This window comes from Paenibacillus sambharensis (assembly GCF_003233845.1).
Classification (GTDB): Bacteria; Bacillota; Bacilli; order Paenibacillales; family Paenibacillaceae; genus Paenibacillus_I; species Paenibacillus_I sambharensis.
The window spans coordinates 251,815-273,634 of sequence record NZ_QKRB01000036.1 but is presented as its reverse complement, the minus strand read 5'-3'; the positions used below and the strand labels follow the sequence as shown (position 1 = coordinate 273,634).

At 55.3% G+C, this 21,820-nt stretch carries 6 protein-coding genes; 5 read left to right on the top strand and 1 reads right to left on the bottom strand.

The window, feature by feature from the left end:
• The first annotated feature begins 170 nt into the window (after positions 1–170).
• Positions 171–806: an FMN-dependent NADH-azoreductase gene (locus tag DNH61_RS06585; protein WP_111145870.1), complete on the top strand. Its 636-nt coding sequence runs from the start codon at positions 171–173 to the stop codon at positions 804–806.
• 154 nt (positions 807–960) lie between these two features.
• Here the strand turns inward: DNH61_RS06585 and DNH61_RS06580 are convergent, their stop codons facing one another.
• On the bottom strand, positions 961–1,752 hold the full coding sequence (locus DNH61_RS06580) for a helix-turn-helix domain-containing protein (RefSeq protein ID WP_111145869.1): 792 nt from the start codon (positions 1,750–1,752) through the stop codon (positions 961–963).
• Positions 1,753–1,987: 235 nt separating this feature from the next.
• Here DNH61_RS06580 and DNH61_RS06575 point away from each other — a divergent pair, with 235 nt between their 5' ends.
• From DNH61_RS06575 to DNH61_RS06555, 4 genes are all read left to right on the top strand, one after another.
• A complete protein-coding gene (locus tag DNH61_RS06575; protein WP_111145868.1) occupies positions 1,988–3,109 on the top strand; it encodes a glycoside hydrolase family 88 protein in 1,122 nt (373 codons plus the stop codon).
• A gap of 103 nt (positions 3,110–3,212) precedes the next feature.
• Positions 3,213–4,355 (top strand): DUF2264 domain-containing protein, encoded by a 1,143-nt coding sequence (locus DNH61_RS06570; RefSeq protein ID WP_111145867.1) that lies wholly within the window; start codon positions 3,213–3,215, stop codon positions 4,353–4,355.
• A gap of 752 nt (positions 4,356–5,107) precedes the next feature.
• A complete protein-coding gene (gene ectB / locus DNH61_RS06560) occupies positions 5,108–6,391 on the top strand; it encodes a diaminobutyrate--2-oxoglutarate transaminase (RefSeq protein WP_111145866.1) in 1,284 nt (427 codons plus the stop codon).
• A gap of 395 nt (positions 6,392–6,786) precedes the next feature.
• On the top strand, positions 6,787–21,801 hold the full coding sequence (locus tag DNH61_RS06555) for a non-ribosomal peptide synthetase (protein ID WP_111145865.1): 15,015 nt from the start codon (positions 6,787–6,789) through the stop codon (positions 21,799–21,801).
• The last annotated feature ends 19 nt before the right edge of the window (positions 21,802–21,820 follow it).

Here is a 21,820-nt window from a genome sequence, read left to right as displayed (position 1 = left end):
TATGAATTCGCTTGTTGATGCATTAAACCACTGGCGGTCGCCTAAATTTCTTGTGCTTGCACGCAGTAAATCTATACAAAATTTACTGTGCGGATGAGCATTAAAACCAGTCTTATTGTTCATAATAAGAGAGTAATATGACTTGATAACAGAAGGGAAATAAACAAATAATGGCAAAAGTATTATATATTACAGCACATCCACATGATGATACTCAGTCTTATAGTATGGCGGTAGGTAAGGCTTTTATCGATACTTATAAACAAGTAAATCCAAGTGACGAAGTGATCCATATTGACTTATATAAAGAAAATATTCCACAAATTGATGCAGACATTTTTAGTGGATGGGGAAAGCTTCAATCAGGTTCAGGTTTTGAAGAGCTATCCGAACAAGAGAAAGCGAAAGTGGGTCGTCTTGGGGAATTAAGTGACCAATTTGTCACAGCTGACAAGTATGTTTTTGTTACACCGCTCTGGAATTTCTCTTTCCCTCCGGTCATGAAAGCATATCTAGACTCCGTATCAGTTGCAGGTAAATCATTTAAATACACAGAGCAAGGACCAGTAGGATTATTAACCGACAAGAAAGCCTTACATATCCAAGCGCGCGGTGGTATTTATTCTGAAGGCCCCGCAGCAGAAATGGAAATGGGGCATCGTTACCTTGGTATTATGATGAGATTTTTTGGTGTGCCGTCTTTCGATGGAGTCTTTGTGGAAGGACACAACGCTATGTCTGATAAAGCACAGGAAATCAAAGAAAATGCAATTGCTCTTGCAAAAGATGTAGCACATACTTTTTAGCTACATCAATTTTGAAATAAGCAGGCATCAAGCAAGTAAGTCCCGATGAGATATCATCGGGGCTTATTATATTTGGGGGTGAAACCGCGTTGTCAGTCTCCAAAATCAGGTTAGATATACGCTTAGAAGCTTCATTTGTCAGATCTTCGTATAATTACGGGTGCTGCCTCGATTTATATTGACTGGGGGTTACACCTACGTATTTCTTAAATTGACGCATGAAATGAGATTCATTTGCGTAGCCGCACATTTTGGAGACAGCGGCTACGGATAATAGACTGCTGTCTAAAAGAAATTTGGCATATTCCAGTCTGCTTTTGATAATGTCCACAGTCACGGGGCATCCAAATAAATCTTTATAGATGTGTTGGAAATACGACTTGCTCAAATTTAATTGTGCAGCAAGCGAGTCTACGGATTGCTGAATTTGTGGGGTGAGATAGATCTGATTGCGAAGTTCGCTGAACTCGGAAAGGTAACGGTTGGATAACTCGGGAAGTGCGGCTCTTTGCTGCTGCATATTGCTTAGCTTAAGGAAAAATGACTTTAAATCAGCGTCAATAATTTGCTCGCACAGCGGTCCTCCCTGAAAATTAATATGATGCAAATCGAATATGTATTTGGACAAGTGAAGCGGGTCCACTGCTCTCATTGGCGTATCGACCGGGATATCTAGATGCGATAGTAAATCTGCCAGATCCTCATCGCCATTACAATGGAACCAGTCGTTGATGAAGGGCTTCTCCAGGTCGCAATAAAGATAACTGGTGGAGGGGCGAATCAGAATATAGGAGTTTCTGTCGACGACATAAGACTGGTTGTTGATGATCACATTTGTCTTGCTCTTGAAAAGCACAAAAGCATAGTGTTCGATCCCATTTGGACGATCGATCGTAACGCCATCCGGATGCGTAAAATTGTAGCCCCCTTGGATAATTTGAAGCATGAAACTCCTCCTTTTCAATATCGCGGTGGATGTCAATTATTATATCTCAAAAAGCATATAAGATCAGTAAATTGCTATTATCGTTTATTTACTTGCCGCATCATGGGAGCCTATAATTAATGAAATAATGTAAGCCCTTACCTGGACAGGAGCGGCCGATCCATGCTGATCGATCATGCTTGGTTTGATTACATCATCTAATTGATTACATCATCTAATAAGGGGTGGAAAAGAAATGGTAACGGAAACGAACACGACGTATTTTACTGAAGTATGGAGCAAGCTTGAGGAGAAGGTTGACCGAATGGCTTCACAACTGGGTGACCGTTGTCCCCACGCAGCAGGAGCAGACGGTAAATACGACGATAATCCAGCTGGATGGTGGACCTCGGGCTTCTGGCCGGGCATTCTGTGGCTGATGTACGATATAAATGGAAAAGCCCATCTGCGGGAGCTCGCTTGGAAATGGGATGAAACGATAGAAGCGGTCATGAATACGAGCCTTAAATTAGATCATGACGTGGGCTTTCAATTTCTGAATACGGCGGTTATGAAATATTGGATTACAGGAGACAAAGAGGCTCAGCGCCGCGGAATTGCCGCCGCTAATTACTTGGCCGGCCGATTTAACCCTGTGGGGAATTATATCCGTGCCTGGAATGATAACTTATCCGGGTGGGCCATTGTAGATTGCTCCATGAATTTGTCCCTGCTGTTCTGGGCTTCGGAGGAAACCAAGGACCCCCGGTATAAGCATATTGCGATGAAGCATGCCGATACGGTGCTGCAGTGTTTTATCCGTCCGGACGGTTCATGCAATCATATCGTCAATTTCAATCCCGAAACTGGAGAAATGGTGGAGTCGATAGGCGGGCAAGGTTATGGGCCGGAATCAGCTTGGAGCCGCGGGCAGTCGTGGGCACTTTACGGAATGGCCAATACCTACCGGTATACGAAAGACATTCGATACCTGGATGCATCCAAGAGGGTAGCCCATTATTTCCTTGCCTCATTGCCTGAAGATCATGTTCCGTACTGGGACTTCCGTGTTCCGAACCAGGAAGGTGAGCCGCGAGATACTTCAGCCGCGGCGATTGCGGCCTCAGGGCTGCTGGAGCTTGCAGAGCTGGTCCCTCAGGAGGAGTCTTCCTTGTACTACCGGAGCGCGTGCAGAATCCACGAGGCACTGACGGAGCAGTACGGCACTTGGGATATGCCGGACCATGAGGGTATTCTGCTTGGCGGTACCAGTCATAAGCCGGCCAACGCGAATGTGAACGTCTCGCTGATCTATGGGGATTACTACTATGTAGAAGCTCTCGCCAAATTGAAAGGCTGGAAGCGTAAAGTATATTAGAAATAGAGTGTCGTTAAAGTTTCGAGCGAAGTAACCAGTAGACAACGTACAGCGCTGGTATATCCCAGTGCTGTGCTTTGTTTTGCAAAAGGAGAGATCAGGGATGGAAGGAAAAGCGGATCGTCAATATTGGATCGATACGATGCTGCAAATCGTATCACCAGTGCTGGAGTCATGCTCACGCAGACAATTAAAAGCGAATATGCCCGTTCATGGGAAATTGGAGGACAGGCCATCGTATACCTATCTTGAAGCGGTCGGTAGGTCCTTGATGGGGGTGGCCCCCTGGCTGGAGGGGCAGGCACAGGACTCGGAAGAGGAGCGGACAAGAGCGCATTATGCGTCACTTGCTCGAAAGACGATTGAATCGATAGTCGATCCGGACTCCCCTGATTATTGTAATTTCACAGATGGCCATCAGCCTATCGTTGATGCGGCATTTCTGGCTCACGCGATTTTAAGAGCCCCCAACGAGCTGTGGGGAAAGCTGGATGAGCCGGTTCAGCAACATGTCGTACGCGCACTTGAACAGACCAGAACCAGGAAGCCTTTTTTCTCCAACTGGCTCTTATTTGGTGCGATGATTGAGTCGGCTTTGTTCAAGATGGGAGCCGCATGGGACCGCATGCGGGTAGACTTCGCTTTAAAGCAGCATGATCAGTGGTACCTGGGAGATGGCATGTACTCGGACGGACCAGAATATCACGCCGATTATTATAACAGCTACGTCATTCAACCGATGCTGGTGGATATTATAGAGACCGTAGGGGACCTGGAACCAGATTGGACGGCTCTCCGTGAGCCGATTCTTAGAAGAGCAGTGCGATACGGAGATATTCAGGAGAAGCTAATTTCTCCTGAAGGCGCTTTTCCTGCCTATGGCCGTTCTATTACGTACCGTTTCGGCGCCTTCCAGCATCTAGCCCAGATGGCACTGCAGCATCGGCTGGCCGATCATATACATCCCGCTCAGGTGAGGTGCGCGCTTGGCAAAGTGATTCGCAGGATGATGGAGGTTCCCGGTAATTTCGATGATAATGGCTGGCTTCAAATTGGATTTTGCGGTCATCAGCCCGATCTCGGGGAAGTGTATATATCAACCGGCAGTTTGTACCTGTGTTCGGCGGTATTTCTTCCGCTCGGCTTGCCGGAGGAGGATCCGTTCTGGAGCGGGGAGCCTTTGCCATGGTCTTCATGCAGGATTTGGACCGGCGGGCCAGTACCGATCGATCGGGCTCTTGTTTGAAGGACAAAATAGACCGGATGGCTTCACAGCTGTAGGAGATATGGTCCTTCAGCATTTTATACAGCCGGACGGGTTGTTTCGCTAATTTATGGTGACTGCTTCTATGTCGAGGGTTCACCAAATTAATGGGTTGGAATCGTATGGTTTATCATATAACGCTGTAGGTAAGAGGCACAAGGAGCCCACCGTTTCTTCAGAAGCGGTGGGCTTCTCATCGTTTTCGACCAGGCCATGCACATTCAGTCACGTTTCCAGCAGGCTCCCGGAAATTCGTCGGGTTCATGTTAATTTATCGCAAAGCGCAAGGATTCGGAGCATCGGAAGAGAATGTGTACGAGGAAGATCTCCCAAATTTTCCGTAACACCGCCTGAATGTCTACACGCGTCGAATTCCTCAATTGACAGCAAACCATTCCCAGTGTTTCTTCTATATTCACTATTTTAAAGAAAAATGTTAACACATTATGTTGGATAGGTCGATTTTAACTAAAGATTTATTATACATTATATGAAATTTTGATATAATCTTACATGGGGCTAGTTTCCTTCTATGTTACCAAATGGAATCGGAGGTTTTATTATCTTTATTTAAGCTGTGCACGTGAGACGAGTCCACTGGCTACCCAGCAAGCTGGCATGCGGGAATCGACAATTGCGCCAAATGACAGCCAAGAATATGTTGCTCCATGACATCAGAAGGTTCAGAACGGATGAACCCAATCTTATTCCAATTCCGATGGGGGATGAAGCGCATGAGCATTTTTGAAAAGCTGGAATCCAACGTAAGATCTTACTGCAGAAGCTTTCCGATGGTATTCGACCGGGCAAAGGGGGACCTGTTATATTCTGAGGATGGAAAGGCATATATTGATTTTTTTGCAGGTGCAGGCGCACTGAATTACGGTCATAACAATGATTATATCAAGGACCGGATTCTCGATTACTTGACCTCCGACCGGATTATGCACGGTCTGGATATGTACACAAAGGCCAAGCGTGAATTTATCCAGAGTTTCTCAGAGCGGGTCCTGGAGCCGAAGAAGCTGAATTACAAGCTTCAATTCTGCGGTCCGACGGGGACGAACGCGGTGGAGGCGGCCCTGAAGCTCGCACGCAAGGCGAAGAAGAGAACCGGGATATTCGCATTCATGGGCGGCTTCCACGGCATGTCACTCGGCAGCCTGTCGGCGACAAGCTCCAAGTCCATGAGGGAAGGGGCAGGGCTTCCGCTAGGCGGAATCACGTTCATGCCCCACCCGAGCGGGGCTCGCGAGGGAATGGATACGCTCGGCTATATTGAGGATATCCTGACTGATTCGCACTCCGGAATCGACAAGCCGGCCGCCATCCTGCTTGAAACGGTACAAGCCGAAGGCGGAGTTTACGTCGTCGACGAGCAGTGGCTGCGCGGGCTGCAGCAGCTTTGCCGCAGGCACGATATCCTGCTCATTACCGACGAGATTCAAGTCGGCTGCGGCCGGACAGGCGAATTCTTCTCCTTCGAACGCGCGGGGATCGAGCCGGATCTCATTACCCTGTCGAAGTCGATCAGCGGGTATGGACTGCCAATGTCCCTCTTGCTGCTGAAGCCCGAACTGGATCTCTGGACACCGGGCGAGCACAATGGCACCTTCCGCGGCAACCAGCTCGCTTTTGTAGCCGCCAAGGCCGCTCTCGAGTTTCGGGACAAAGCCGCCCTGGAAGCCCAGGTGAAGCAGAAGGAAGAGTTTGTGCGCTCGTTCCTTGATCAAGAAATCAAGCCTCTGCATTCGTCTATTGACATCCGCGGACTCGGCCTGATCTGGGGCATTGACGTCTCGGGCTTCACGGACGAAGCCGGGGCGAAGCGTATGACGGAGATCTGCTTTGAGAACGGGCTCATCATTGAAAGAGTCGGCAGAGGAGACCGTGTGCTGAAGATCATGCCTCCGCTGACCGTCTCGATGGAGCATCTGGCCGCCGGCTGTGATATTATCAAGTCCAGTATGCAGCATGTGATCTCCCAGGAGACCCGCGATTTACTGGTAACGACTTAAGATCGGCCAAGCCCGTTGGCCGTCCCGGACAGAGGTACGGTACTACCTTCCGGGGATCATACGGGGCGTTCTTTGAGCCTTATGCAGCACCATCGCTACATCTAATCGTCAGGAAAAGCGCACAACCCCGCAGCCGGATCTTTTATTTATCCATACCAGGTCTGCGGGGGAATACATAAACCGTACATTGAGTGTATCCATACCCCTTAAACATAGGTTTCGACAAAGGCAGCTTCGGTGCTGAATCGGGAGGTATGACCAACCCCTGCTGGCCGGCCGGAACCCAACAGCAAGCCTTACATCGATTGGAGGAACATCCCTTGTTCACCCCCAAATCCAATTCCAACCCCAATGTTATACCAAAGCCCGTCAAAAGCCATTGACATTGTTGTCACATGTTGAAAGGCGGGAGCAAGGCTGGAGCTTTGCTGCGGCATAAGCTCCGCCTGATTGCTTTTACCGATGAAGAGAGGGGAACGATCCAGGTGGCTTTTGATAAAGAAACGTTGTTTTGGAACGAGAAATTCAGTAGCGACGATTATACCTTAACGCGGCTGCCTTACAGCAAAGCGCCAAGCTCTCTGGTGCCCATTGTGAAAACCGTCGGCGGTACGCTTTCGGAAGAAGCAGCACAGCGTGTGCTTCAAATGAGCAAGGGTGCTCCGCTGGCCGCTTTTATGATTTTGCTTGCCGGTGTTCAGTCGCTCTTACATAAATATACAGGCGCTTCTGACATTCTGGTCGGCATGCCGGTTGTACGGAAACGGGAAGAGACGCGCCGCTCCGTTAATCATACGGTCATTTTGAAAAACTCGCTTTCGGCGGGTGCGACTTTTAAAACGCTTTTGAGCGAGCTGAGGACTTCCTTGCCGGAAGCGATTCAGCATCAGCATATTCCGTTCTTGAAAATGACGGAGAAGCTGGACCTGCAAGCTGCAGACGGGATACCCGTCGTTCATACGCTAGTCTCTCTGAAGGAGCTGCATCTGGACGAAATCGGGCAAAACGTGGTCACGTATTGCTCCTTTGCATTCAGCTTAACCGGCGGATCGATACAGCTAGCGCTGTCCTATAACGAGCACTTATATGACGCTGAGTTCATGACTCGGGTCGTCGGCCATCTGGATCGCCTGCTGGCCGTGGGGCTTCACGAGTTGGAGCTGGACATCGTTAGGGCAGACATGCTGCCCGAGGATGAGAAATTTCAATTGCTCCGTAGCTTTAACGATACCGAGAAGGACTATCCCCGTGACCGGACGATCCATCAGCTCGTGGAGGAGCAGGCGAACCGGGTGCCTGAAGCGACGGCGGTTGTCTATGAGGGGCGCCGGCTTTCGTATGCGGAGCTGAACGAGCGGGCGAACCGGCTGGCTCGGACGCTCCGATCGGTCGGTGTGCTGCCCAATCAGCTGGTAGGCTTGATGGCCAGGAGATCGCTGGAGACGGTCGTTGGCATTCTGGCAGTTCTGAAAGCTGGCGGTGCCTACGTGCCAATCGACCCGGAATACCCGGAAGAACGCATCCGCTACATTCTCGAGAACTCGAATACGCAGCTGCTGCTGACTCAGAGGGAGCTGCTGCAGCAGGTAACGTTTGAAGGAAGCGTGGTGGCGCTGGATGACGAGCAGGCCTACAGCGGCGATGGCTCGAATCTGGACCCGGCCAGCGGTCCGGACGATCTGGCTTATGTCATCTATACATCAGGCACGACGGGCCAGCCCAAAGGGGTCATGCTGGAGCATCGCGGGCTGGTCAGCCTGAAACTGACGTTTGCCCATACGCTTCACACGACCGAACAGGATCGAGTGCTGCAATTCGCCAGCCTGTCGTTCGATGCGTCGTGCTGGGAGATGTTTAACGCTCTGTATTTCGGGGCTGCCTTATATATCCCTTCAACCGAGACGATTATGGATAACCGGCTGATCGAACGTTTCATGAACGAGCATGCCATTACAATCGCGACTTTGCCGCCAACTTATGCGGCTTATCTAAATCCAGACCGCCTGCCCAGTCTGAGCAGGCTCATCACGGCGGGCTCCGCCGTTTCAGCCGAATTCGTGCAGCAGTGGAAAGGCAAGGTACAGTACTATAATGCGTACGGTCCGACAGAGGCTTCGATCGCCACATCCGTGTGGGCGGCGTCTGCGTATGACACCGAACGCACAGCGATTCCGATCGGACGTCCGATCTGGAACCATCGCCTGTATATACTGGGCGCACAGAATCAGCTGGCGCCTATCGGAGTGGAGGGAGAATTATGCATCGCGGGCGTCGGCCTCGCCCGGGGATATTGGAACCGGCCGGATCTGACGGCGGAGAAATTCATCGAGCACCCGTTTGAGCCGGGAGAGAGACTGTACCGGACGGGCGACTTGGCCCGCTGGCTGCCGGATGGAAATATAGAGTACTTGGGCCGGATCGACCACCAGGTGAAAATCCGCGGATTCCGGATCGAGATCGGCGAGATTGAAGAGCAGCTTCTGAAGATCGACTCCGTGCAGGAGACGATTGTAATCGCGCGGGAAGGCAAAAGCGGGCAAGAACTGTGCGCTTACCTGGTCGCAGGCCGCCCGCTTGCGCTAGGCGAACTGAGAAGCACGCTGGCGCAACAATTGCCGAATTACATGATACCGGCTCATTTTGTTCAGCTACAGCAGATGCCGCTCACGCCGAACGGCAAAATCGACCGCAAGGCTTTGCCCGCTCCGGAAGGAAACGCGCTGACCGGCGGCGCTTACACAGCTCCCCGCAATGAAGCCGAGCGGACGCTTGCCGATGTCTGGCAGGCGGTATTGAACACCGATCGCGTCGGGATAACGGATCATTTCTTCGAGCTGGGCGGAGACTCGATTAGGTCCATTCAAGTATCCTCGCGGCTTCATCAAGCCGGGTACAAGCTGGAAATCCGGGATTTGTTCAAATATCCGACGATTGCACAACTCAGTCTGCATGTGAAACCGATTGGACGTACCATCGATCAAGGTGAAGTAACGGGTGAAACGGCGCTGACGCCGATTCAGCATTGGTTGTTCGAGAGCTCCTTTGCGGACCCGCATCATTTCAACCAGTCGGTGATGCTGTACCGGAAGCAACGTTTCGACGAAGAGATGGTGCGTCAGGTGCTGCAAAAGCTCGCCGAGCATCATGACGCCTTGCGGATGGTGTTCCGCAAGACGGAACAAGGGTTTAGAGCGCTGACCCGTGCCATTCAGGAAGGCGGGCTGTTCACGCTGGACGTGTTCGACTTCAGGGATTCGGAGAATACCGCGCAGGCTGTGGAAGCGAAGGCAGCGGACATGCAAGCGGGTATCGATCTGGAGAACGGGCCCCTCGTGAAGGCGGGACTGTTCCGGTGCGCGGACGGCGATCATTTGCTGCTCGCGGTTCATCATGCCGTGGTGGATGGCGTGTCTTGGCGCATTTTGATGGAGGATTTCGCTCAGGGCTACGAGCAGGCCGGCTCAAGAGGGGAGATTCGCTTCCCCGCGAAAACGGATGCCTACCGTACTTGGTCCGAGCAGCTGTCCGCTTACGCGCAAAGCCCGGAGATGGCAAAGGAACGGGCCTACTGGCAGGCTGTGGAACAGATTGCGGTTCCGGCCTTGCCGAAGGATCTGGAGGCGGACGTCACGACGCAGCAGGACAGCGAATCGCTGTTCGTCCGTTTGACTCCTGAAGAAACGGAACTGCTGCTGAAGCGGGTGCACCGGGCCTACAACACCGAAATGAACGATATTTTGGTAACGGCGCTCGGCATAGCCGTTCACAAGTGGACGGGACACGAACGGGTGCGGATCAATCTCGAAGGACACGGACGTGAATCGATTGGAACGGATATCGACATCACGCGCACAGTCGGCTGGTTTACGACCAAGTTTCCAGTTGTCCTGGAGCCGGAAAAAGGCCGGGATTTGGCCTATCAGATTAAACAGGTCAAGGAAAGCTTGCGCAGCATTCCGAACAAGGGGCTTGGGTACGGCGTATGCCGCTATCTCTCCGAATCGGAGGATGGCTTTGTTTGGGGCGCAGAGCCGGAAATTAATCTGAACTATCTCGGCCAGTTCGACGATGATGTCAACCAGGACGAGATCGGCCTATCTACTTATTCCAGCGGCAGCCCGGTCAGCGACCGGCAGGCCCGCAGCTTTGTGCTGGATATCAACGGCATGGTGCAAGACGGCGCTTTATCGCTTGATCTCAGCTACAGCCGGAAGCAGTATCGCAAGGAAACGATGGAAGCCTTCGCCGAGCGGCTTGAGCAAAGTCTCCGGGAGCTCATTACTCACTGCGCAGGCAAAGAAGACACCGAACTCACGCCGAGCGACGTGCAGTTTAAAGGCTTGACCATTGCGGAATTGGAGCAGATCGTCCAGCGCCCGGACCATCCGGGGGAAATCGAAAACATTTACTCGCTTACACCGATGCAGAAGGGCATGTGGTTCCACAGCGCGCTTGACCGGCAAACGGCCGCTTACTTCGAGCAGACGCGGTTTACGATGCGGGGAGCGCTCGACGTCCAGCTTTTCGAGAGGAGCTGGATGGAGCTTGCGAAACGTCACCTGGTGCTGCGGGCGAATTTTGTGAAGGGACCGGCGGGCGAGCCGCTGCAAATTATATACCGCGACAAGCCGGTCGGCTTTGAATATGAAGAGCTGCTTCATCTGAAGGCGGACGAGAAACAAGCGTATGTGGATAAAAAGACCGAGGCTGACAAGCTGCGCGGCTTCGACCTGGAGCATGACGCGCTCGTTCGGGTTACGATCCTGCGCACCGAAGAGCAAAGCTATCATGTGCTGTGGAGTTTCCAGCATATTCTCATGGACGGCTGGTGCCTGCCACAGCTGACGAAGGAGCTGTTTGAGACGTACTCGGCCTTGGCATCCGGCAAGCAGCCAGCGGGAGATAAGGGCTCGGATTATGGGGCCTATATCGAATGGCTGGAGAAACAGGACGATCAGGCGGCATCCGGCTATTGGACGGCATTCCTGGCAGGTTATGAAGGGCAAACCGTACTCCCGGGACAAAAGGAACCGGCGCCAAGCGGCAGATTTACGGCTGATCATGTCACCGCCGAGCTGGGCAAGGACTTGACCGAGCGGATGGACCGGGTGGCGAAACAGCGCCTGGTTACAGTCAATACGCTGCTGCAAGCCGCTTGGGGCGTGCTGCTGCAAAAATATAACGGAACAAACGATGCCGTATTCGGCAGCGTCGTGGCCGGAAGACCGGCGGAAATCCCGGGCATCGAGTCCATGATCGGGCTGTTCATCAATACGGTGCCGGTCCGGGTCACGAGCGAAGCGGACACCATGTTCGCCGACCTGATGGCGAAGCTCCAAGAGCAGGCGCTGGAGTCCGGGCGCTATGATTACTATCCGCTGTATGAAATTCAAGCCCGCAGCGTGCAAAAGCAGAACCTGATCAACCATATTATCGCTTTCGAGAACTATCCGGTGGACGAGCAGATGGAGCAGGCGGGCGACCAGCAGCACGGCGGCCTCACGATCGCTGACGTTCAGATGGAGGAACAGACGAACTATAACTTCAACGTGACCGTGGTGCCTGGAGCCGAGATCGAAATCCGGTTCGACTTTAACGCCGAAGTGTTCGATAAAGACAGCATCGAGCGGCTCAAGGGGCATCTCGTCCACTTGCTGGAGCAGGTGACGGATAATCCGGAAATTACCGTGGGCGAGCTGGAGCTTGTGACGGAGGCGGAAAAAGCCGACCTTCTCGGACGTTTTAACGACACGACCACGGAATTTCCGCGCGGGAAGACGCTCATTCAATTGATCGAAGAGCAGGCGGAGCGCATCCCGTATGCAGCCGCCATCTCCTTGAATGAGCAGGAGCTGACCTACCGCGAGCTGAACGAACGCGTCAACCGCCTTGCCCGTACCTTGCGCAGCCATGGGATATCAAAAGGCTGTCTGGTCGCCATTATGGCTGAGCGTTCCATCGAAATGGTGGTGGGCATGCTGGCGGCACACAAAGCCGGCGCGGCTTACGTGCCGATTGACCCGGAATATCCCGAGGAGCGTATCCGTTTCCTGATCGAGGATTCGGGAGCGCAGGCTCTGCTGACGCAAAGCCGCTTGCAAGGGCGCCTGGCGGGTTCGGACTCCGTGATCCTACTGGATGACGAGTCCTTCTATCACGAGGATGGCACTAATCTAAATCCGGGCACCGAAGCGACGGATCTGGCCTGCATTATCTATACGTCAGGCACGACGGGCAAGCCGAAAGGCAACCTTGTTTCGCACCGCAACATCGTACGAATCGTGCGAAATACGAATTATATCGACATTACCGATCGGGATCATGTCCTGCAGCTTTCGAGCTATTCGTTCGACGGAGCGATCTTCGATATATTCGGCGCTTTGACGAACGGAGCGCGGCTGGTGCTGGTTCCCCGCGAGACGCTGCTGGAAATCAGCCGGCTGGCGGACCTTATCCAGCGCGAGCGCATCTCGGTCATGCTGATTACGACGGCTTACTTCAACGTCCTTGTAGATGTGAACGTCGACTGCCTGCGGGATGTCCGGGCGATTTTGTTCGGAGGAGAGCGCGTGTCGGTCGGCCATGTACGTAAAGCGCTTGCCCATATCGGACCGGGCAGGCTTAACCACCTCTACGGCCCGTCGGAGAGCACGGTGTACACCACGTACCTTCCGGTCGACTTCGTCGATGAGTCGGCGGTCACCGTCCCCATCGGACGGCCGATCAGCAATACAACGGTGTATATCGTCGACAGCCGGAATAAGCTTCTGCCGGTCGGCGTGGCCGGGGAGCTGTGCGTCGGCGGAGAAGGCTTGGTAGGGGGCTACAATAACCGGCCGGAGCTGACGGCGGAGAAATTTGTGGACAATCCGTTTGTGCCGGGAGAGCGCATGTACCGGACGGGGGATTTGGCGAAATGGCTGCCGGACGGCACGCTCGAATACGTGGGACGGACGGACGACCAAGTGAAAATCCGCGGCTTCCGCATTGAGCTGGGCGAGATCGAAGCTCAGCTTCAGAAAGTGGAGGGAATCCGGAAAACAACGGTATTCGCGAGGGAAAACGCCTCCGGCGAGAAGCAGCTTTGCGCCTATTATGAAGCGGATCGCGAGCTTCCGGCAGCCGAGCTGAAGAGCGTGCTTTCCCAGGAACTGCCGGCCTATATGATCCCGGCGTATCTGATCCAGCTGGAGCGGCTCCCGCTGACGACGAACGGCAAGGTCGACCGGAAGGCGCTGCCGACGCCGGAGGAGAGCTTGCAGCCGGGCGAAGAACGTACTCCGCCCCGTACTCCGCTGGAAGCCAGATTGGCCGGAATTTGGGCAAGCGTGCTCGGACTGGAGCACATCGGCGTTCATGACAACTTCTTTGACCTGGGCGGCCATTCCCTGCGGGCGACGACACTGGTGAGCAAGGTGCATCAGGAGCTGAACGTCGAGCTGCCTCTGCGTGACGTATTCCGCTGCCCGACGATTGAAGAGATGGCTCTCTCCATCTCCCGGACCCGTGAGCAGTCGTTCTCGTCGATTCCGCTGGCAGACGCAAGAGACTATTATCCGCTTTCCTCAGCACAGAAGCGGCTGTTTATTCTGAATCAGCTGGAAGGGGCCGATCAGAGCTACAACATGCCGGGTGTGCTGCTGCTGGAAGGATCGATTGACCGGAGCCTGCTGGAGAAGGCTTTCCGCGGGCTGATCGCACGGCACGAAACACTGCGAACCGGCTTTGAGATCGTACAAGGCGAAGCGGTGCAGCGCATTTACGAGAGCGTCGATTTTGCGGTCAAGTACAATCAGACGAGCGAGGAAGAAGCGCCCGAAGTCGTGCAGGCCTTCATCCGGCCTTTCGACTTGGCGAAGCCTCCGCTGCTGCGGGCGGAGCTCGTAGAGCTGGCAGCCGAACGTTATTTGCTGATGTTCGACATGCACCATATCGTCTCCGACGGGGTTTCAATGGACGTGTTAGTCGAGGAGCTTGTTCGTCTGTACGGCGGCGAGGCCTTAGAGCCTTTGCGCATTCAATATAAGGACTATGCGGTGTGGCAGCAGTCAGACGGGCAACAAGCGCAGTTGAAAGGCGAGGAAGCGTACTGGCTGGACCTTTACCGGGGCGAGCTGCCGGTCCTGGAAATGCCGACGGACTATCCGCGTCCGGCCGTGCAGAGCTTTGAGGGACAGACGCTGACGTCCTTCGTGGACGAGGCAACCAGCCAAGGCTTGAAGAAGCTGGCCGCTGAAAGAGGAACGACGCTGTATATGGTGCTGCTTGCGGCATATACCGTGCTTTTGCATAAATACACAGGCCAGGACGATTTGATCGTCGGAACGTCGATTGCGGGCAGAACGCACGGGGACATGCAGCCGTTGATCGGAATGTTCGTCAATACGCTGGCGCTCCGTAATTATCCGGCTTCGGAGAAGACCTTCCTGTCGTATCTGGAAGAAGTGAAAGAAACGACCTTAGGCGCTTACGAGCATCAGAATTATCCGTTCGAAGAGCTCGTCGACAACGTGCAGATCAGCCGGGATTTGAGCCGCAACCCGCTGTTTGACACGATGTTCTCCCTGCAAAACCTGGAGGATAAAGAGTTTGAGCTGGAAGGGCTGAAATTGTCCCCTTACCCTAGCGAATACGGCACGGCCAAGTTCGACCTTAGTGTGGATGTAACGGAAGAAAACGGCGGCCTGGAGTGCAGCTTTGAATTCGCGACGGCACTTTATAAAGAAAGCACGATCCGGCGACTGTCGGCTCATTTCGGACATTTGCTTGCGGATATTGTAAGCCGCCCGGATGCGAAGATCGCCGAGCTGAGCCTGCTGACGGCAGAGGAACAAGAACAAATTCTCGGCGCGTTCCACCCGGCGCAGCCGGAGGCGGCTCCAGCGGCGGCGTTCCACCGGCTGTTCGAGGAACAGGCGGAGCGCACACCGGAAGCGGCGGCCGTCGTGTACGAGAACGACCGGCTGACGTATGCGGAGCTGAACGAGCGGGCGAATCGCTTGGCAGCCACCCTGCGCGCAAGCGGCATCGGCCGGGAGACGATTGTCGGCATTCTCGCCGAGCGTTCGGTGGACCTGCTGACGGCCGTGCTGGCCGTCTGGAAAGCGGGCGGGGCATATGTGCCGCTTGACCCGGATTACCCGGCGGACCGGGTGCGGTTCATGCTCGAAGACAGCGGAGCGAAGGTGCTGCTGACACAGACGCCGCTGCGGGAGCGCGCCGAAGTCTGGCTCGGCGAAGAGGAGTTGGCGCTCTCGGCAGTGCTGTACCTCGACGACGAAGCGTCGTACAGCGCCGAGCGGGCGAACGCGCCGATTGGCTCCGGCATTGGCTCCGGCAAGCTGGCGGATGCTGTGAAGGGCGCCGATGCCGATGAAAGCCATCCGAATGCCGGCATGGGCAGCTTCAATGAAGCGCGTCCCGAGGACCTGGCGTACGTGATCTACACGTCGGGAACGACGGGCAAGCCGAAGGGCGTAATGATCGAGCACCGCAGCCTGGTGAACACGGCGGCGGGCTACCGGCGGGAATACCGGCTGGATCAGTTCCCGGTGCGGCTGCTGCAGCTGGCAAGCTTCTCATTCGACGTGTTCGTGGGCGATATCGCGCGGACGCTGTATAACGGAGGCACGATGGTGATCGTGCCGAAGGACGACCGGATCGATCCGTCCCGTCTGCACTACTGGATCAGCCAGCAGCAAGTGACGATCTTCGAATCGACACCGGCGCTAATCGTGCCGTTCCTGGCGTACGTGTACGAGCAGGGGCTGGATATGAGCGGGATGGAGCTGCTGATTACAAGCTCGGACAGCTGCAGTGTGGCGGATTACCGGACCATGCAGGAGCGCTTCGGCTCAATGTTCCGGATCATCAACGCATACGGTGTGACGGAAGCGGCGATTGACTCCAGTTTCTACGACGAGCCGCTGGGGATGCTGCCGCAGACAGGCAGTGTGCCGATCGGCAAAGCGCGGCTGAATGCGAAATTCTACATCGTGGATGCGCATCTGGAACCGGTACCAGTCGGGGTGCTGGGCGAGCTGGTTATCGGCGGAGTCGGAGTAGCACGCGGGTACTTGAACCGTCCGGAGCTGACGGAAGAGAAGTTCGTCGACAGCCCGTTCGCCGCGGGCGAGCGTCTGTACCGTACGGGAGACTTGGCGCGGTGGATGGAGGACGGCAACGTAGACTTCATCGGCCGGATCGACAACCAGGCGAAAATCCGGGGCTATCGGATCGAGACGGGCGAGATCGAGTCGCAGCTGCTGCGGGTGGAAGGCGTACGCGAAGCGGTGGTGCTGGTTCGAAGTGACGCGAACGGGCAGAAGGCGCTGTGCGCGTATTACACGCCGGATACCGGAGCGGAGCTGGCGGTGAACGATCTGCGCAGCGCGCTAGCGCAGGAGCTGCCGGGCTACATGATCCCGTCGTACTTCGCGCGGCTGGAGCGCCTGCCTCTGACGCCGAACGGGAAAATCGACCGGAAGGCGCTGCCGGCGCCGGAAGGGGAAGCAGGAAGCGGAACGGCGTACGTCGCACCGCGCAACAAGCTCGAAACGAAGCTGGCGGCGATTTGGCAGGAGGTGCTGGGGCTTGCAAAGGCGATTGGCGTCCACGACAACTTCTTCGAACTTGGCGGTCATTCCCTGCGGGCGACGACGCTGGTCAGCAAGATTCATAAAGAGCTGAACGTGGATCTGCCGCTGCGCGACGTGTTCCGCCATTCCACGATCGAGAGCATGGCGGCCGCCATTTCCCGGCTGGATGAACAAGCATTCGTTGCCATTCCGGTGGCGGATGACCGGGAGGTATACCCGCAATCTTTTGCTCAAAAACGTCTCTTTATCCTGAATCAACTGGAAGGTGCGGAGCTTAGCTACAACATGCCGGAAGCGATGCTGCTGGAGGGTGCTTTGGACCGGGCAAGGTTCGAGGAAGCGTTCCGTATACTCGTGGAGCGGCATGAGACGCTGCGCACCGGATTCGAAATGGTGGATGGCGAAGCATCGCAGCGGATTTACCAGGACGTCAACTTTGCCGTGGAGTTCTACCGAGCGGATGAGCAGGAGGCCGAAGAGACGGTTCGCCGTTTCGTCCGTCCGTTTGACTTGGCGAAGCCTCCGCTGCTGCGGGTAGGCCTTGTCGAACTGGCTCCGGAACGCCATATTCTCATGTACGACATGCATCATATTATTTCTGACGGTGTCTCGATGGAAATCCTGGTTGAAGAATTCGTCCGCTTGTACGGCGGCGAGCAATTGGAGCCTCTGCGCATTCAGTACAAAGACTACACCGTCTGGCAGCATTCGCAGGAGCAGAAGGAACGGCTTCAGCGTCAGGAGGCGTACTGGCTGGACATGTTCCAAGGCGAGCTTCCGGTGCTGGAAATGCCGACTGACTATCCGCGTCCAGCCGTGCAGAGCTACGAAGGTCAAACGCTGGAATTTTTCTTAGACGCTTCAAAAACGGACGGCCTGAAGCAGCTGGCCTCGCAAACGGGCACGACGCTGTTTATGGTGCTGCTTGCGGCGTATAACGTCCTTTTGCATAAATACTCAGGTCAGGAAGACGTAATCGTCGGTACGCCGATTGCCGGAAGGAATCATGGAGATGTGCAGCCGCTCATCGGGATTTTCTTAAACACGCTGGCTATCCGCAGTTATCCGGCTTCGGAGAAGACCTTCCTGTCCTACCTGAACGAAGTCAAAGAAACGACCCTCCATGCCTTCGAGCATCAGAACTATCCGTTCGAAGAATTGGTGGACAAGGTGCAGGTCACCCGTGATTTAAGCCGCAATCCGCTCTTCGACACGCTGTTTACGATGCAGAATACGGAGGACGAGGAATTTGAGCTGGAAGGGCTTCGCCTGGTTCCTTATCCGAGCGCGCTGGATACCGCGAAGTTTGATATCAGCCTGGATGTGGGCGAAGAGAACGGCGGCTTGGATTACAGCTTCGAATATGCGACGGCTCTCTACAAAAGGGAGACGATCGAACGGCTGGCGAAGCATTACGAGCAGCTGCTCGAAACGATCGTAAGCCGTCCGGATGCGAAGATCGCCGAGCTGAGCTTGCTGACGGCAGAGGAACAAGAACAAATTCTCGGCGCGTTCAACCCGGTGCAGCCGGAAGCGGCTCCAGTGGCGGCGTTCCACCGGCTGTTCGAGGAACAGGCGGAGCGCACGCCGGAAGCGGCGGCCGTCGTGTACGAGAACGACCGGCTGACGTATGCGGAGCTGAACGAGCGGGCGAACCGCCTGGCGGCCACGCTGCGCGCAAGCGGGATTGGCCGGGAGACGATCGTCGGCATTCTCGCCGAGCGTTCGGTGAACCTGCTTGTGGCTGTGCTGGCCGTCTGGAAAGCGGGCGGGGCGTATGTACCGCTCGATCCGGATTACCCGGCGGACCGCGTGCGGTTCATGCTCGAAGACAGCGGAGCGAAGGTGCTGCTGACGCAAACGCCGCTGCGGGAGCGTGCCGAAGCCTGGCTTGGCGAAGAGGAACTGGCTCTGGCGGAGGTGCTTTACCTTGACGACGAAGCGTCGTACAGCGAGGAGAGGGCGAACGCGCCGATTGGCTCCGGCATTGTCTCCGGTAGTCTGATGGATGATGCTGTGAAAGGCAGCGATGCCGATGAAAGCCACCCGAATGCCGGCACCGACAGCTTCCATGAAGCCCGTCCAGAAGACCTGGCGTACGTCATCTACACGTCGGGAACGACGGGCAAGCCCAAGGGTGTAATGATCGAGCACCGCAGCCTGGTAAATACGGCGGCGGGCTATCGGCGGGAATACCGGCTGGATCAGTTCCCGGTGCGGCTGCTGCAGCTCGCAAGCTTCTCGTTCGATGTGTTCGTGGGAGATATCGCGCGGACGCTGTATAACGGAGGCACGATGGTGATCGTGCCGAAGGACGACCGGATCGATCCGTCCCGTCTGCACTACTGGATCGAGCAGGAACAGGTCACCATCTTCGAATCGACGCCGGCGCTGATCGTTCCGTTCCTGGCGTACGTGCATGAGCAGCAGCTGGACATGAGCTCCATGGAGCTGCTGATCACGAGTTCAGACAGCTGCAGCGTGTCGGATTACCGGATCTTGCAGGAGCGTTTCGGCTCAACAATCCGGATCATCAACGCATACGGCGTGACAGAAGCGGCGATCGACTCCAGCTTCTACGATGAGGATCTGGCGAGGCTTCCGCAGACAGGCAGTGTGCCGATCGGCAAAGCATGGCTGAATGCAAAATTCTACATCGTGGATGCGCACCTGAATCCGGTGCCGGTCGGGGTGCTGGGCGAGCTGGTCATCGGCGGAGCCGGGGTGGCGCGCGGGTACCTGAACCGTCCGGAGCTGACGGAAGAGAAGTTTGTATACAGCCCGTTCGCCGCGGGTGAGCGGCTGTACCGCACGGGAGACTTGGCGCGCTGGATGGAAGACGGCAACGTGGACTTCATCGGCCGGATCGACAACCAGGCGAAAATCCGGGGCTACCGGATCGAGACGGGCGAGATCGAGTCGCAGCTGCTGCGGGTGGAAGGTGTGCGTGAAGCGGTAGTGCTGGTTCAAAATGATGCGAACGGTCAGAAGGCGCTGAGCGCGTACTACACAACGGATACCCGAGCGGAGCTGGCAATGAACGATCTGCGCAGCGCGCTGGCGCAGGAGCTGCCGGGCTACATGATCCCGTCGTACTTCGCGCGGCTGGAGCGCCTTCCGCTGACACCGAACGGAAAGATTGACCGGAAGGCGCTGCCGGCACTGGAAGGGGAAGCGGGAAGCGGAGCGGAGTACGTCGCACCGCGCAATGAGCTGGAAGCGAAGCTGGCGGCGATTTGGCAGGAGGTGCTCGGGCTTGCGAAGGCGATTGGCGTTCACGACAACTTCTTTGACCTTGGCGGCCACTCCCTGCGGGCGACGGCGCTGGCGGGCAAGGTATTCAAGGAATTAAACATCAATCTGCCGCTGCGCGACGTATTCCGTCACGCGACGATTGCGGCGATGGCCGAGGCGATCGCCCGGATGGAATGGCAGGAGCATGAGACCATTCCTCAAGCGGAGGAGAGAGAGTATTACCCTCTGTCCTCCGCGCAGAAACGGCTGTTCATTCAGCACACGCTGGATGGAGCAGATCAGCTGTACAACATGCCGGAGCTGGTGCAGGTGGAAGGCAAGTTTGATTTAGACCGGATGGAAGCCGCCTTGCGGCAATTGATATCGCGCCATGAATCGCTGCGCACCGGTTTTGAAATCGTGAAGGGCGAAGCGGTTCAGCGGATTTACCCGCAGGTCGAATTTGTTATTGAGCATTATCAAGCGGGCAAAGAGGATGCGGTTCAAATCGAGCAGATCGTCCGCAGCTTCGTTCGTCCGTTTGATCTCGGCAAGCCGCCGCTGCTGCGCGCAGGGGTCATCGAGCTGAAGCCGAACCTGCATATTCTCTTATTCGACATGCACCATATGGTGTCCGACGGCGTGTCGATGACGATTGTGACCGATGAGTTCTCGAGCTTCTACGCCGGGGAAGAACTGCCGCCGCTGCGCATTCAATACAAGGATTATGCCGTTTGGCAGCAGTCGGAGGCCTACCGGGAGCGGATCGGGCGGCAGGAAGCCTACTGGCTGCAAACCTTCGAAGGTGAGCTGCCGAAAGCGGACCTGCCACTCGACTACGAACGGTCTGCGGCTCGCAGCTACGAAGGCGCGCATCTGGAGTTCGAAGTTGAACCTTCTCTCTCTGCGCGGCTGCATAAGTTGGCTGCCGAGCGTGAAAGCACGCTGTTCATGGTGCTGCTTGCGGCTTACACCGTACTGCTGTCCAAGTACATCGGGCAGGAGGACTTGATCGTGGGCACCCCGGTGGCGGGAAGAACGAACGCCGACCTGGAACCGGTCATCGGGATGTTTGTCAATACGCTGGCAATCCGCAATCGTCCGTCGGGCGGCAAAACGTTCTTGTCCTACCTGGAAGAAGTGAAGGAAACGGCTTTAGGAGCTTTCGAGAACCAGGATTATCCGTTTGAAGAGCTCGTGGAGCGTTTGAATGTGGAGCGTGAGCCGGGCCGCTTCCCGCTGTTCGATGCCGTCTTCGACCTGCAAAATATCGAAGAACGAGACGCCGAGCTCGAGGGAGTCAGTCTGAAGAATTACGAGCTTGACGATATGGAAGAAGCGAAGTTCGATCTGACCCTGTTTATGTATGAGAACAAAAACAACGGGGCGCTGAGCGGGGGATTCTTCTACGCCGCCAGGCTGTTCAAAGAATCGATGATCCGCTCCTTGATCGAGGATTACCTGCGGGTACTGTCTCAAATTGCGGAAAATCCGCAGCTCGAGTTAAGCCGGATTGAATGCCGTAAACCGGCGTCAGGCGCAAAGAGTACCGTCGATACGATTGAATTCGCGTTCTAATCCTATAAGCGCAGGTCAC